Raw genomic sequence first — 13,748 nt, 5'->3', positions numbered from 1 at the left:
ACAGGTTCCAGAAAGGGTGTTCTCAGGGGGCCCCGACAAGGTGTCCAGCATGACCACGACCTCGCCCCAGGGGCGCACCGAACTGCTGAGGCCGGACGGGAGCCCCGTCCGCGTGCTTGTGGTGGACGACGAGCTGTCGATCACCGAACTGCTGTCCATGGCCCTGCGCTATGAGGGATGGCAGATCCGGAGTGCGGGGGACGGCACGGGTGCCCTCCAGACCGCCCGGGACTTCCGGCCCGACGCCGTCGTTCTCGACATGATGCTGCCCGACATGGACGGGCTGACCGTCCTCGGGCGGCTGCGGCGTGAGCTGCCGGACGTGCCTGTGCTCTTTCTCACGGCGAAGGACGCGATCGAGGACCGGATCGCCGGGCTCACCGCCGGCGGTGACGACTACGTCACCAAGCCGTTCAGCCTCGAAGAGGTCGTGGCCCGGCTGCGCGGGCTCATCCGCCGCTCCGGTGCCGCCGACCGCCGCTCCGACTCCGTGCTCGTCGTCGGCGACCTCATGCTCGACGAGGACAGCCACGAGGTGTCGCGCGGCGGGGACAACATCCACCTCACCGCCACCGAGTTCGAACTGCTCCGCTTCCTCATGCGGAACCCGCGGCGTGTGCTCAGCAAGGCGCAGATCCTCGACCGCGTGTGGTCGTACGACTTCGGCGGCCAGGCCAACGTGGTCGAGCTGTACATCTCGTATCTGCGGCGGAAGATCGACGCCGGGCGCGAGCCGATGATCCACACCCGGCGTGGGGCCGGCTATCTGATCAAGCCCGCCTCGTCATGAGCGGGCGACGACGGACGCGTGCGCAGAGGCAGCCGAGGCCGAGGCGAGGACAGCCGCGCACGCTGCGTACGCGGCTCGTCGTCTCCGCGGTGGCGTTGATCGCGGTGGTGTGTGCGGTGATCGGTACGGTGACCACGATCGCGCTGAGCTCGCATCTGAACGACCAGCTCAACGATCAGGTGCAGGAGGTCGCCATGCGCGCCTCCGGCGGCCCGCAGAAGCCCGAGGGCGCTGGTGGTGACAAGCCCCCGCCGGACGGCCCGTTCGGGTTCGTCACGAGGGGCGGCACCGAGGAGAAAACCATCGTCGCCCAGGTGAGCACCTCCGGCGGAATCACCGACGCCGTGATCGCCAAGGAGCAGACCTCCGACAGTGAGGGCTTCGAGGGCATGACCACCGGCGAACTCAGCGCCGAGCAGGTGGCGGTTCTCGCCGACGTGTCGAAGACCGGCACCCACACCGTGGAGATCCCCGGCTTCGGCGAGTACCGGGTCAAGTACATCGAGGGCAACAGGGGCAACTTCTACGTCGCCCTCCCCACCGAGACCGTCACCAACACCCTCAACACCCTCATCGCCGTCGAGCTCAGCGTCACCGGCGCCGGTCTCGTCGCCGCCGGTATCGCCGGATCCGTCCTCGTCGGCGTGGCCCTGCGCCCCCTGCGCAAGGTGGCCGCCACGGCGACCCGTGTCTCCGAACTGCCGCTGCACACCGGCGAAGTGACCCTCAACGAGCGGGTGCCGGCGTCCGAGACCGACCCGCACACCGAGGTCGGCCAGGTGGGCGCCGCGCTCAACAGAATGCTCGACCACATCCACGGCGCGCTGCACTCGCGGCAGGAGAGCGAGACGCGCGTACGGCAGTTCGTGGCGGACGCCAGCCATGAGTTGAGGACGCCCCTCGCGTCGATCCGTGGCTATGCCGAGCTGACCAGGCGCGGCAGAGAGGAAATCGGGCCGGACACGCGCCACGCGCTCGGCCGGATCGAGTCCGAGTCCGGGCGTATGACCATGCTCGTCGAGGATCTGCTGTTGCTCGCGCGGCTCGACGCGGGACGCCCGCTCCAGTTCGAGCAGACCGACCTCATCCCCCTCGTCGTGGACACTGTCAGCGACGCGCGTGTCGCCGGGCGGAGCCACAGCTGGCGGCTCGACCTGCCGGACTTGCCCGCGCTCGTATCGGCCGATGCCGCGCGACTTCAACAGGTGCTCGTCAACCTCCTGGCGAACGCTCGCACCCACACCCCACCCGGGACGACCGTCACCGCACGCGTCCAGCGGCGTGGGCCGTGGATGTGCGTCGATGTCGAGGACGACGGGCAGGGCATTCCGGAGGACCTGCTGCCGCACGTGTTCGAACGGTTCGCGCGAGGGGACTCCTCGCGCTCCCGGGCGTCCGGATCGACCGGGCTCGGGCTCGCCATCGTGCAGGCGGTGGCCGACGCGCACGGCGGTGCCGTGACGGTCGACAGCGTGCCCGGCAGGACCGTGTTCACGGTGCATCTGCCCGCCCTCGGACGCGATGTGCCGCTGTACGACGACGCCGCGAACTGGCAGCTCGACGACGTGCACCACGACGGCGAGTTCGATGTGGCCGACGCGACGAACTGGCAACCGGACTCACAGGCACAGCACAGTGTGAGCACACGGGCATAACAGAGCGGCTCGCGAATGTGGTTGCCATGCGAACCGACTCTTCTCCCGGCACCCTGCCGGCGCGGGAGCACCTCCCGGCCGGAAACGCCGGTACGCCTGTCCTGGACGTAGTGATCCCCGTCTACAACGAGGAGAAGGACCTCCAGCCGTGCGTCCTCAGACTGCACGAGCACCTCGCGCGCACCTTCCCGTACGCCTTCCGCATCACGATCGCGGACAACGCGTCCACGGACACCACCCCGCAGGTGGCCGCTCGGCTGGAGGCGGAGCTCCCCGAGGTCACGTCGTTCCGGCTTGAGCAGAAGGGGCGTGGCCGGGCGCTCAGGACGGTGTGGTCCGCGTCCGACGCGCCGGTCCTCGCCTACATGGACGTGGACCTGTCCACCGATCTGAACGCCCTGCTGCCGCTGGTGGCTCCGCTGATCTCCGGTCACTCGGACCTCGCGATCGGTTCCCGGCTCGCCCGCTCCTCGCGGGTGGTGCGCGGTCCCAAGCGGGAGTTCATCAGCCGCGCGTACAACCTGATCCTGCGCGGCTCGCTCCAGGCCCGCTTCTCGGACGCGCAGTGCGGGTTCAAGGCGATACGCCGGGACGTGGCCCAGGTGCTGCTGCCGCTCGTCGAGGACACCGGGTGGTTCTTCGACACGGAGATGCTGGTGCTGGCGGAGCGGGCCGGGCTGCGGATCCACGAGGTGCCCGTGGACTGGGTCGACGACCCGGACTCGACCGTCCACATCGTGAAGACGGCGACCGACGACCTCAAGGGCGTCTGGCGGGTCGGCAGGGCCCTGGCCACCGGATCGCTCGCGCTGGACCGGATCGCCCGGCCGTTCGGGGACGACCCCCGGGACCGCGAGATCCAGGACGTGCCGCGCGGCCTCGCCCGCCAGCTCCTCGGCTTCTGCGTCGTGGGCGGCCTTTCCACCCTCTTCTACCTGCTCCTCTACAGCGGCTTCCGGACGTTCTCGGGGTCGCAGACGGCCAACGCGCTCGCCCTGCTGGTCTCGGCGATCGCCAACACGGCGGCCAACCGGCGCCTGACCTTCGGCGTCCGCGGCCGGAGCGGTGTCGTCAAGCACCAGGCCCAGGGCCTGGTGGTCTTCGGCATCGGTCTGGCCCTCACCAGTGGCTCGCTGGTCGCCCTGAACGCGGCGACCTCCGACCCCGCGCACTCCACGGAACTGGCGGTTCTCATCGCCGCCAACCTCGCCGCGACGGTGCTGCGGTTCCTGCTCTTCCGGGCGTGGGTGTTCCCGGACCGGGGCGACGGGTCGCCTTCTTCCTCGGGCTCGACCGTCGTCGCCTCGCACCAGCCCGCCGACCCGGCATCGCCCACCTACACGACGTCGATGGCGGTGCGTCCCGGTCAGCCCGGCCCCTACGGCCACCAGGACCGGTTCCACCCGCTGCCGCAGCGCCCGACGGCGCCCCGGAACGACACCGCCGAGTACGCGACGGCGCCCCAAGCCCCGTACGAGAACGCCCTGTACGAGAACGCCCCGAACGAGAACGCCCCGTACCCCACGAACCGGTTCCGCGCCGGTGAAGCCGCGGACCGCACCTGGGGGGACGCGACCACGCAGATGCGGCCGGTGCGCCCGCACGATCAGGATTCGAGGAACGCACGATGACCACGCAGTTCGAGAAAACGAGCCAGCCGGGGGGCGTGGAACCTTCCTGGGGACCGCCCGAGGCGACAACAGCCGTGCAGGAGCCGGTCGTTCCGGATGCCACCGGAACCGGCACCCCGGCCCCCGACTCCGGCGAACCCAAGCAGCCCCGCGGGCGCAGGCTGTGGAGAGGCCGCCCGGACGACAACCGTTGGATACGCCCCGGTTTCCTCCTCACACTGCTGCTGATCGGCGGCCTCTACACCTGGAACCTCACGGCTTCGGGCTACGCCAACTCCTTCTACTCGGCGGCCGTGCAGGCGGGCAGCCAGTCCTGGAAGGCCTTCTTCTTCGGCTCGCTGGATTCCGCCAACGCCATCACCGTCGACAAGCCCCCGGCCTCGCTCTGGCCGATGGCGCTGTCGGTACGGCTCTTCGGCCTCAACTCCTTCGCGATCCTGTTCCCGCAGGTCCTGATGGCCGTCGCCACCGCCGGGGTGCTGTGGGCGGCCATACGCCGTCGCTTCAACGCCACGGCCGGCTTCATCACCATGGCGGTGTTCGCGCTCACGCCCGTCGCCGCGCTGATGTTCCGCTTCAACAACCCGGACGCGGCCCTCGCGCTGCTGATGGCCGCCGCGGTCTACTGCACGCTCCGCGCGATGGAGAAGGCGCAGACGAAGTGGCTGGTCTGGGCGGGTGTCGCCATCGGTCTCGCCTTCCTGGTCAAGACCCTGCAAGCTTTCCTGATCCTGCCGGTACTGGCACTGGTGTACGTGGTCTTCGCCCCGGCTTCGGTGAAGAAGCGGGTCGGTCAGGTGCTGCTCGCCGGGCTGGCGATGGTCGTCGCCGGTGGCTGGTGGGTCGCGATCGTCGAGCTGTGGCCCGCGTCCTCCCGCCCGTACATCGGCGGCTCGCAGAACAACTCCTTCCTTGAACTGACCTTCGGCTACAACGGTCTGGGCCGCCTCAACGGCGAGGAGACCGGCAGCGTCGGCGGCGGTGGCGGCAACGGCAGCTGGGGCGAGACCGGCTGGGACCGGATGTTCGGCTCCTCCATCGGCGGCCAGATCTCCTGGCTGATCCCGGCCGCGCTGATCCTGCTGGGCGCCGCGATCTGGGCGATGCGGAAGCTCAAGCGCACCGACACCAGCCGCGCCGCGTTCCTCCTCTGGGGCGGCTCGCTGCTGATCACCATGGTGGTCTTCAGCTTCATGCAGGGCATCTTCCACGAGTACTACACCGTGGCCCTCGCCCCCTACATCGCGCCGCTGATCGGTATGGGCGGGGCCCTGCTCTGGCAGGAGCGCGGCAAGTTGTGGGCGACGATCACGATGGCGGCGGCCATGACGGCCACCGCGGTCTGGGGTTACGTCCTTCTCAACCGCTCCTCCGACTACCTGCCCTGGCTCAGGTGGGTCGTGCTCGTCGGCGGCCTGGTCGCCGCGCTCGGCCTGGTCTTCGTCGGCAGGCTCGGCCGGCGGCTGGCCCTCGCGGTCGTCGGCCTCGGCTTCGTCACCGCGGTCGCCGGCCCGACGGCGTACACCCTCACCACCCTGGGCGAGGGCCACACCGGCTCGATCGTCACGGCCGGTCCTTCGGTCGCGGGCGGCCGCGGCGCCGGTCCCGGCGGCGGTGGCGGCATGGGCGGCGGTCCTGGCGGCGGTATGCCGGGCCAGAACAACCAGCAGGGCGGCCAGAACGGCAACGGTCAGAACGGCAACGGTCAGATGGGCCGGCCCCCGACCGTCGGCGGCCAGAACAACCAGCAGGGGCAGGGCACCGGCCAGACCCGGAACGGCCCCGGCGGCGGCATGGGCGACGGCGGCGGTGGCGGTATGGGCGGGCTGATCAACGGCACCTCCGTCGGCGACGAGGCCAAGGAACTGCTGGAGAAGAACGCGAGTCACTACACCTGGGCGGCCGCCGCCATCGGCGCCCAGAACGCGGCGAGCTACCAGCTCTCCACGGGTGACCCGGTCATGGCGATCGGTGGCTTCAACGGCAGCGACCCGTCCCCGACCCTCGCGGAGTTCAAGAAGTACGTGGCGGACGGCGAGATCCATTACTTCATCTCCAGCGGCTCCGGCGGCGGCATGGGCGGCAGCGGCGACGGCACCTCCTCGCAGATCAGCTCCTGGGTCCAGGAGAACTTCGAGTCGGTGACGGTCGACGGCACGACGTTCTACGACCTGACGCAGCCGAAGAGCGGCAGCTGACGGTCAGGCGGCAAGCGGGGCGGTGACCCGGGGGTTCGTCCGAACCCCCGGGTCACCGCCCGCTCGTACGCCGACGACGAGCGTGTTGTACGCCGTATAGGAGTTGTTCTACGGTGTACAGCATGCCGACCCCCGCCGCCCCGACCGAGTCTCCCGGTGCCATCGCCCAGGGCCACCCCCGGCGCTGGCTGATCCTCGGCGTCATCTGTCTCGCCCAGCTCACCGTGCTGCTGGACAACACCGTGCTGAACGTGGCGATCCCCTCCCTCACCGAGGAGTTGGGGGCGGCCACGTCGGACATCCAGTGGATGATCAACGCGTACTCGCTGGTGCAGTCGGGCCTGCTGCTCTCCGCGGGCAGCGCGGCCGACCGCTACGGCCGTAAGAAGATGCTGATCGCGGGCCTGGTGCTGTTCGGCATCGGCTCGCTGGTGGCCGGACTCGCCCAGTCCACCGGGCAGTTGATCGCCGCGCGGGCGGGGATGGGCGTCGGCGGCGCGCTGCTCCTCACCACGACCCTCGCCGTGGCCATGCAGATCTTCGCGTCCGAGGAGCAGCCGAAGGCGATCGGCATCTGGAGCGCGGTCAACGCCCTCGGTTTCGCGGCCGGCCCTCTCCTCGGCGGTTTCATGCTGGGCCACTTCTGGTGGGGCGCGATCTTCCTGATCAACCTGCCGGTCGCCGCGCTGGGCCTGGTGGCCGTGATCGCCCTGATCCCCGAGTCGAAGGCTGTGTCCATCCGGGGGACAACCCCCGGACCCCCGGTGCAGGGCGACCGGCCGGACCTGCTGGGCGCGCTGCTGTCGACCATCGGCATGACCGCCCTCGTCTACGCGATCATCTCGGGCCCCGAGCACGGCTGGACGTCCGGTCAGGTGACGGCCACGGCCGCCGTCGCCGTGGTCGTCCTCGGGGCCTTCGCGTACTGGGAGAGCCGTATCCCGTATCCCATGCTCGACCTGCACTTCTTTCGCGACCGGCGGTTCATCGGCGCCGTCGCGGGCGCGGTCCTCATCACCTTCGGCATGGGCGGCGCGCTCTTCCTGCTGACCCAGCATCTGCAGTTCGTGCTCGGCTACGACGCGTTGGAGGCGGGGCTGCGGACCGCGCCCCTCGCCCTGGTCGTCGTCGTGCTCAACTTCTCCGGGCTGTCGGCGAAGTGGACGGTCAGGCTCGGGATGCCGGTGTCGATCGCGCTGGGCATGGTGCTGATGTCCGGCGGTCTGGCCTCCATCGCGACGATGGCCTCCGGCGGTTACGCCGGGACCCTGCTCGGACTGGTGCTGATCGGGGTGGGCTGCGCGATCGCCAACCCCGCGATGGCACACGCGATCATGAGCTCGATTCCGCCGGCCAAGGCGGGGGTGGGCGCCGGGATCAACGGCACGCTCGCGGAGTTCGGGACGGGGTTGGGGGTGGCCGTGTTGGGCGCGGTGCTCAACTCCCGGTTCGCGGCGCTGATTTCCGTGGCGGCCGCGTCGTTGCCTGCGGCGTTGGCGGCGGCGGACACGGCGGCGGAGAAGGCCGAGGTGGTGGACGCGTTTTCCGCCGGGCTGGAGACGAGTCTGTTGGTGGGGGCGGTGGCTGTGCTGCTCGGGGGGTTGGTGGCTGCGGGGCTGCTGCGCAGGGCGGAGAAGGGGGATGCGGAGTTGGTGATCGCCCACTGACTCGGTCGGTGCTGTGCGTGTGCGGCTGCGAGTACGTCGTGGTTGATCGCGCGGTTCCCCGCGCCCCTGCAGGTGCGCGCTGCGCGCGCCGCCTTGAGGAGCGCCGCACGCCTAGCATCGTCATCAGTGAAAGAACGTCGGAGTCATTTCTCGGAAGGTGCGTCATGGTGAGGGCTGCCGGTCGGGCCGAAGGCGCCGCGCGGGCCAGTGTCTGGCTGGTGGGCAAGGCGCGGGCGGGGCGGAGCGGGCAGCCGTCCGGGCTGGACCGGGAGCGGATCACGGAGACGGCCGTACGGCTGCTGGACGCGGAGGGGCTGGCCAAGTTCTCGATGCGCCGGCTGGCCGCCGAGCTGAACGTGACGGCGATGTCGGTCTACTGGTACGTGGACACCAAGGACGATCTGCTGGAACTGGCGCTGGACCGGGCGTTCGGCGAGATGCGGCTGCCCCCGGAGGAGTCCGACGAGGACTGGCGGGACCAGCTGCGCACGCTGGCCGAGCAGTACCGGGCGGTGCTGGTCCGCCACCCCTGGGTGTCGCCCCTCGCCGGCACCTTCCTCAACATCGGCCCGCACTCGCTGGACTTCTCGCTCGCCGTGCAGCGCGTGATCCGCCGCACCGGCCTGCCCACGCGCGGCCAGGCCGGTGCCATCTCGGCGGTCTTCCAGTTCGTGTACGGCTTCGGCACCATCGAGGGTCACTTCGTGCAGCGCTGCGCCACCGCCGGGATGACCCAGGAGGAGTACTTCCGGCACGCCATGAGCGCGGTCTCCGGCCCCCCCGAGTACCACGAGGTCGTCCAGCAATCCGCGGACCTCATGGAGGCCCGCGGCGGCGACACCGTCGAGGAGATGCGCGAACGGGACTTCGCCTACGCCTTGGAGACCCTCGTCGCCGGCATCGAGGTGATGGCGGAACGGGGCTGACCACCCCCGGACCCGGCCCTGCTCCCCGGCCACAGGTCTACTCCCGGGACACAGCCCTACTCCCCGGCCACCAGCCGTGCCGGGAAGCCACCTGTGGCCACCGGGCCCCACTTCGTCGGTGTGACCCGGATGATCGACTTGCCCTGCTTGAGCATGGCCGCGCGGGCCCCTTCCGTTTGCCTCCCTTGCACCGCTTCGCGGGCTTCGGCAGGCTGCGCCGGACTCCGTCCGTCGGGCAGTCGTCCGGTGAGGCGGGAGTCAGTCCCCGGACACCAGTCGTGCCGGGAAGCCACCGGTGGCCACCGGGCCCCACTTCGTCGGTGTGACCCGGATGATCGACTTGCCCTGTTTGAGCATGGCCGCGCGGTACTCGTCCCAGTCCGGGTGTTCGCCGGAGATGTTCCGGAAGTACTCCACCAGCGGCTCGACGGAGTCCGGGGAGTCGATGACCTCGGCCGTGCCGTCGATCTGGACCCAGGGACCGTCCCAGTCGTCGCTGAGTACGACGACGCTCACCCGCTCGTCCCGCTTGGCGTTCCGTGTCTTGGCGCGCTCGGGGTAGGTGGAGACGACGATGCGTCCCGAGTCGTCGACGCCGCAGGTCAGGGGGGAGGCCTGGGGGCTGCCGTCGGCCCGTCGGGTGAGCAGGAGTGCCCGGTGCCGGGGGCGTACGAAGTCGAGCAGGTCTTCGAGGGATACCGTCGTGTTGGTCGCGATGTTCCGTGCCATGAGGCGCAGCCTAGGCCCTCACCCGCCCCGCGAGCCTGACCCTGTCATGCGTACCTATGCCTGCGCGAATGCCTGGCCCTGCGGCAGCGTCTCGCCCTGGACCGCCTGGATGTCCAGCTCCACCCTCAGCGTCGTACCGATCGCCGCGATGCCCGCCCGCACCACCTGGTTGTAGTTCATGGCGAAGTCCTCGCGGCGGAGTTCGGTGGTGGCCCGGAAGGCGGCGCGCGTGCCGCCCCAGGGGTCCGGGCCGGTGCCGAGGTGGGCGAGGTCCAGGTCGACCGGCCGGACGACCCCGTGCATGCCCAGCTCACCGTGGACGGTCCAGCGGTCGGGGCCGGCGGGTGTGAGCCCCGTCGAGACATAGGTGAGCTCGGGGTGCCGTTCGACGTCCAGGAAGTCCGGGGACCGTAGGTGCTGGTCCCGCATTCCGTTTCCCGTGTCGATCGAGGCGGCCCGGATCACCGCCTTCACCCGGGACTTGGTCCCCTCGTCCGGGCTCGGGGCGATCTCGATCGAGCCCGAGAAGTCGGTGAAGCGGCCGCGGACGCTGGAGATGCCGAGGTGCTGGGCCACGGCGGCGACGGAGGAGTGGGCGGGGTCGATGGTCCAGGGCCCGGGCGGGGGCAGTTCCGTGCCGCCGAGCCGGGAGAGGGTGACGGTGCCGATCTCGACCCGGCCTCCCCCACTCTCGGCTTCGCTCGGGCGGGAGGTACCCCCCTCCGTCACGAGGGCACCGGTGGCGAACGGCGCGTATCCGACCGCCGTGACGATCACGGTGTACGCGCCGGGCGCGAGCGCCGTGGGGTCGTGCACAGCCCCTTCGGTGTCCGCCTCGGCCCGCAGCATCTGCGTACCGGTCATGTCGGTCACGGTGACGACCGCGTGCGACACGGCCCATCCGTCCCGGGTGCGGATCCTCGCGGTCAGTCCCATGTCCGTGCAACTCCTCAGCATGCGACCGGCCGGGGGAGCGGGGGGTGGCTCCACCGGCCGGTGGTTCAACTACTCGAACTACTCGAACTACTCGCCGGGGTGGGCGAGTTCGATGTCGTGGCCGTCGACGCCGAGGCCGGCGACCGTCAGGGCCGTGGCCACGGGCGGGTACCCGGTGGCGATCACCGTGTACTCCCCGCCGTCCAGGTCGGTGAAGGCGTACGCCCCGTCCGCTCCGGTGATGGCCGTACCGGCCACGTTGCCCGCCGCGTCGACGAGGGTCACGCGGGCGTCGGCCAACGGCCCGCCCGGCGCCCGTACGACCCCCTGGAGCCGGGCCCCGGCCTCCAGGTCGACCTCGATCCGGGTGACGCCGGTGCCGCCGACCTCGACGGGCAGGGCGCGCGGGCGGTACCCGGCGGCGTTCACCGCGACGGTGACCGCACCCGGCACCAGCTCGCCGAAGCCGAACTCGCCCTGCTCACCGGTGACTCCGCCGGCCAGCACATCCCCGCGCACATCGGTCACCACGACCATGGCGTCCTTCACGGGCGCCCCGGCCCCGGCGGTCCGCACGACACCGCTCAGCCCGCTCGTACCGCTCAGCAGGATGTCGTACGCGACCGGCTCGCCGTTCACGACCACCGTGGATGCCTGCGGCTGGAACCCGTCGGCGGCCGCGATCAGCACATACGACCCGGCGCCGGGCGCGTCCACCACGTAGGTCCCGTCGGCCCCCGCGACCGAACGGCCGAGCTGCCGCCCGCCGAGCGAGATCAGGGTGACGGCGGCCCGGGGCACGGGCGCGCTCTCGGCGCCGCGGACATGACCCCGTACGGGAATCCCGCCACCGCCACCGCTGCCGTGGCCCGATACCGGGACCGCGGCCGAAGCCTGTGTCTCGGCGGAAGCCGCAGCCACCGCGGCCATGGCCGGAGCCGGCGCGGCGTCCGGCACTTCCGCCTCCCCGTCGGTCTCCCCCGCCTTGGCCTCCGCCGCCTGGGCGAGCGCCCCGTGGGTCCTCAGCGGCACTTCCTTGATGAAGAGGGAGAAGACGAGCGCGAGGGCGGCGAAGGGGGCGGCGTAGAGGAAGACGTCTCCGATGCCGTGGCCGTAGGCACTTTCGATGACCGTGCGGATCGGCGCGGGCAGCGCGTCCAGGTCGGGAATCTCGCCGTGGCCCGTGGCGGAGCCGGACACACCGAGCTTGGCGAGGCCCTCCTCCGTGTAGTGGGTGATCCGGTGGCTCAGGACCGCGCCCAGCGCGGAGACGCCGATCGCGCCGCCGAGGGAGCGGAAGAAGGTGACGACCGAGCTGGCGGCGCCCAGGTCGCCGGGGTCCACCTGGTTCTGGGTGCACAGCACGAGGTTCTGCATCATCATGCCGACGCCGAGCCCGAGCAGGGCCATGAAGATCGCCACGTGCCAGTACGCGGTGTCGTGGCGCAGCGTGCCCAGCAGTCCGAGGCCCGAGGTCACCAGCACACCGCCGGCGAGCAGCCAGGCCTTCCAGCGGCCGGTGCGGGTGATGACCTGTCCGGAGACGGTCGACGAGACGAACAGGCCGGCGATCATCGGGATGGTCAGGACACCGGACATGGTCGGGGACTTGTCGCGGGCCAGCTGGAAGTACTGGCTGAAGAAGATGGTGCCCGCGAACATCGCGACACCGACGAAGAGCGAGGCCAGCGAGGCCAGCGCGATCGTCCGGTTGCGGAACAGCCGCAGCGGCATGATCGGCTCGCTCGCCTTCGCCTCGACCAGCACGAAGACCGCGAGCAGCGCGAGCGTGCCGCCGACCATCGCGTACGTCTGCCAGGACACCCAGTCGTACTTGTCACCGGCGAACGTCACCCAGATCAGCAACAGGCAGACCGCGCCCGTGATGAGGAACGCGCCCGCCCAGTCGACCTTGACCTTGCGCCGGACGACCGGCAGGTGCAGGGTCCGCTGGAGCACGATCAGGGCGATGACCGCGAAGGGCACGCCGACGTAGAAGCACCAGCGCCAGCCGAGCCAGTCGGTGTCGGTGATGACCCCGCCGACCAGCGGGCCGCCGACCATGGCGGTCGCGAAGGTGGCGCCGAGGTAGCCGTTGTACCGGCCGCGTTCGCGCGGGGAGATCATCGCCGCGAGGATGATCTGCGCCAGCGAGGACAGCCCGCCCATGCCGATGCCCTGGACCGCGCGGAACGCGATGAGCGTCCCGGCGTTCTGGGACAGCCCGGCCGCGGCCGACCCGAGCACGAAGATGACGAGGGCCAGCTGGATCAGCAGCTTCTTGGAGAACAGGTCGGCGAGCTTGCCCCACAGGGGGGTGGACGCCGTCATCGCGAGCAGCGACGCGGTCACCACCCAGGTGTACGCGCTCTGCCCGCCGCCCAGGTCCTTGATGATGTCCGGCAGCGCGTTCGACACGATCGTCGACGAGAGGATCGCCACGAACATGCCGAGCAACAGCCCGGTCAGCGCTTCCATGATCTGCCGGTGCGTCATCGGGGCGTCGTCGCCACCGCTGTGGGGGGCACCCTTGGCGGTGCCGCCTCCGTGCTTGGCGTGAGCCCGCACACCGGCTGGTGTGGTTGTTGCCATGGGGCTTCCTTCTCCTGTGCTCTTTGCGGGTGTACGGGTTGCCGGTCTGTCGTTCGCGGTCCGCTACACGGGTGTGCGGGGCGGTGCGGCGGCGTCGAAGCTCTCGCGCAGCCGGCCCAGGAGCCGGGCGAGCTGTCCGACCTCGTCGTCGGACCAGTCGCTCAGCCGTTCGGCCATCAGCCGGCTGCTGCGCCGGTACAGCTCGGCGATCATGGCCCGGCCCTCGGGGGTCAGGCGGAGGATGCGGGAGCGTCTGTCCGCCGGGTCGGGGAGGCGTTCGATCCAGCCTCGCTCGGCGACGTGCGCGACATGACGACTGGTCACCGACATGTCCACCGAGAGCAGCTCGGCGAGCCTGCTCATCCGCATGTCGCCGTGCCGCCCCAGCAGGGTCAGGACTCCCGCCGATCCGCCGGGGCAGTCGTACGGCAGCATCCGACCGATCTCCCGCTTCACGGCCCCGATGGCACTGAGCTGTCGCGCCAGCTCCTCGTAGTGCGCCTGCCCGGCCATGGAGTCCCTCCCTATTTGTTGCTTAGGGCAACCATAGGACTGGATGGTTGCTACAGGCAAATGGAATCGGGGTGTTCGCGGCCCAAGTCTTGGCAAAGGAGAACGATCGGC

General features: G+C 70.6%; 10 protein-coding genes. 6 read left to right on the top strand and 4 right to left on the bottom strand.

Annotation, left to right across the window (positions count from 1 at the left end):
- Positions 1–49: 49 nt before the first annotated feature.
- The 6 genes from JIX55_RS25535 to JIX55_RS25510 all read left to right on the top strand — a co-directional run bounded on the left by JIX55_RS25535 (position 50) and on the right by JIX55_RS25510 (position 8,867).
- Positions 50–790, top strand: coding sequence for a response regulator transcription factor (locus JIX55_RS25535; protein WP_257565609.1), 741 nt, complete (start codon positions 50–52; stop codon positions 788–790).
- Positions 787–2,445 (top strand): sensor histidine kinase, encoded by a 1,659-nt coding sequence (locus JIX55_RS25530; RefSeq protein ID WP_257565608.1) that lies wholly within the window; start codon positions 787–789, stop codon positions 2,443–2,445. Before JIX55_RS25535 ends, JIX55_RS25530 begins: the two co-directional genes overlap by 4 nt.
- 26 nt (positions 2,446–2,471) lie before the next feature.
- On the top strand, positions 2,472–4,076 hold the full coding sequence (locus tag JIX55_RS25525; protein WP_257565607.1) for a bifunctional glycosyltransferase family 2/GtrA family protein: 1,605 nt from the start codon (positions 2,472–2,474) through the stop codon (positions 4,074–4,076).
- The gene (locus tag JIX55_RS25520) at positions 4,073–6,274 is read left to right on the top strand and encodes an ArnT family glycosyltransferase (protein ID WP_257565606.1); all 2,202 of its coding nucleotides are present in this window, start codon (positions 4,073–4,075) and stop codon (positions 6,272–6,274) included. The genes JIX55_RS25525 and JIX55_RS25520 overlap by 4 nt, the downstream gene beginning before the upstream one ends.
- A 113-nt stretch (positions 6,275–6,387) precedes the next feature.
- Positions 6,388–7,941, top strand: a complete 1,554-nt coding sequence (locus JIX55_RS25515; protein ID WP_443046518.1) for an MFS transporter — start codon at positions 6,388–6,390, stop codon at positions 7,939–7,941.
- A gap of 164 nt (positions 7,942–8,105) precedes the next feature.
- Positions 8,106–8,867, top strand: coding sequence for a TetR/AcrR family transcriptional regulator (locus JIX55_RS25510; protein WP_257565604.1), 762 nt, complete (start codon positions 8,106–8,108; stop codon positions 8,865–8,867).
- Between the two features lie 258 nt (positions 8,868–9,125).
- Here the strand turns inward: JIX55_RS25510 and JIX55_RS25500 are convergent, their stop codons facing one another.
- The 4 genes from JIX55_RS25500 to JIX55_RS25485 all read right to left on the bottom strand — a co-directional run bounded on the left by JIX55_RS25500 (position 9,126) and on the right by JIX55_RS25485 (position 13,637).
- The gene (locus JIX55_RS25500; RefSeq protein WP_257565603.1) at positions 9,126–9,596 is read right to left on the bottom strand and encodes a PPOX class F420-dependent oxidoreductase; all 471 of its coding nucleotides are present in this window, start codon (positions 9,594–9,596) and stop codon (positions 9,126–9,128) included.
- 54 nt (positions 9,597–9,650) lie between these two features.
- Positions 9,651–10,532 (bottom strand): YceI family protein, encoded by an 882-nt coding sequence (locus JIX55_RS25495; RefSeq protein WP_257565602.1) that lies wholly within the window; start codon positions 10,530–10,532, stop codon positions 9,651–9,653.
- 87 nt (positions 10,533–10,619) lie between these two features.
- Complete coding sequence (locus tag JIX55_RS25490) at positions 10,620–13,124, bottom strand: MFS transporter (protein ID WP_257565601.1); 2,505 nt, start codon at positions 13,122–13,124, stop codon at positions 10,620–10,622.
- A gap of 63 nt (positions 13,125–13,187) precedes the next feature.
- Positions 13,188–13,637 carry a MarR family winged helix-turn-helix transcriptional regulator gene (locus JIX55_RS25485; protein ID WP_257565600.1) on the bottom strand — a complete coding sequence of 150 codons (450 nt, stop codon included), beginning with the start codon at positions 13,635–13,637 and terminating at the stop codon, positions 13,188–13,190.
- Between the last annotated feature and the right edge of the window lie 111 nt (positions 13,638–13,748).

Origin of the sequence: Streptomyces sp. DSM 40750, from assembly GCF_024612035.1 — a bacterium.
GTDB lineage: Bacteria > Actinomycetota > Actinomycetes > Streptomycetales > Streptomycetaceae > Streptomyces.
Note: the sequence above shows the minus strand (reverse complement) of the source record. Positions and strands in the feature narration are given on the sequence as shown.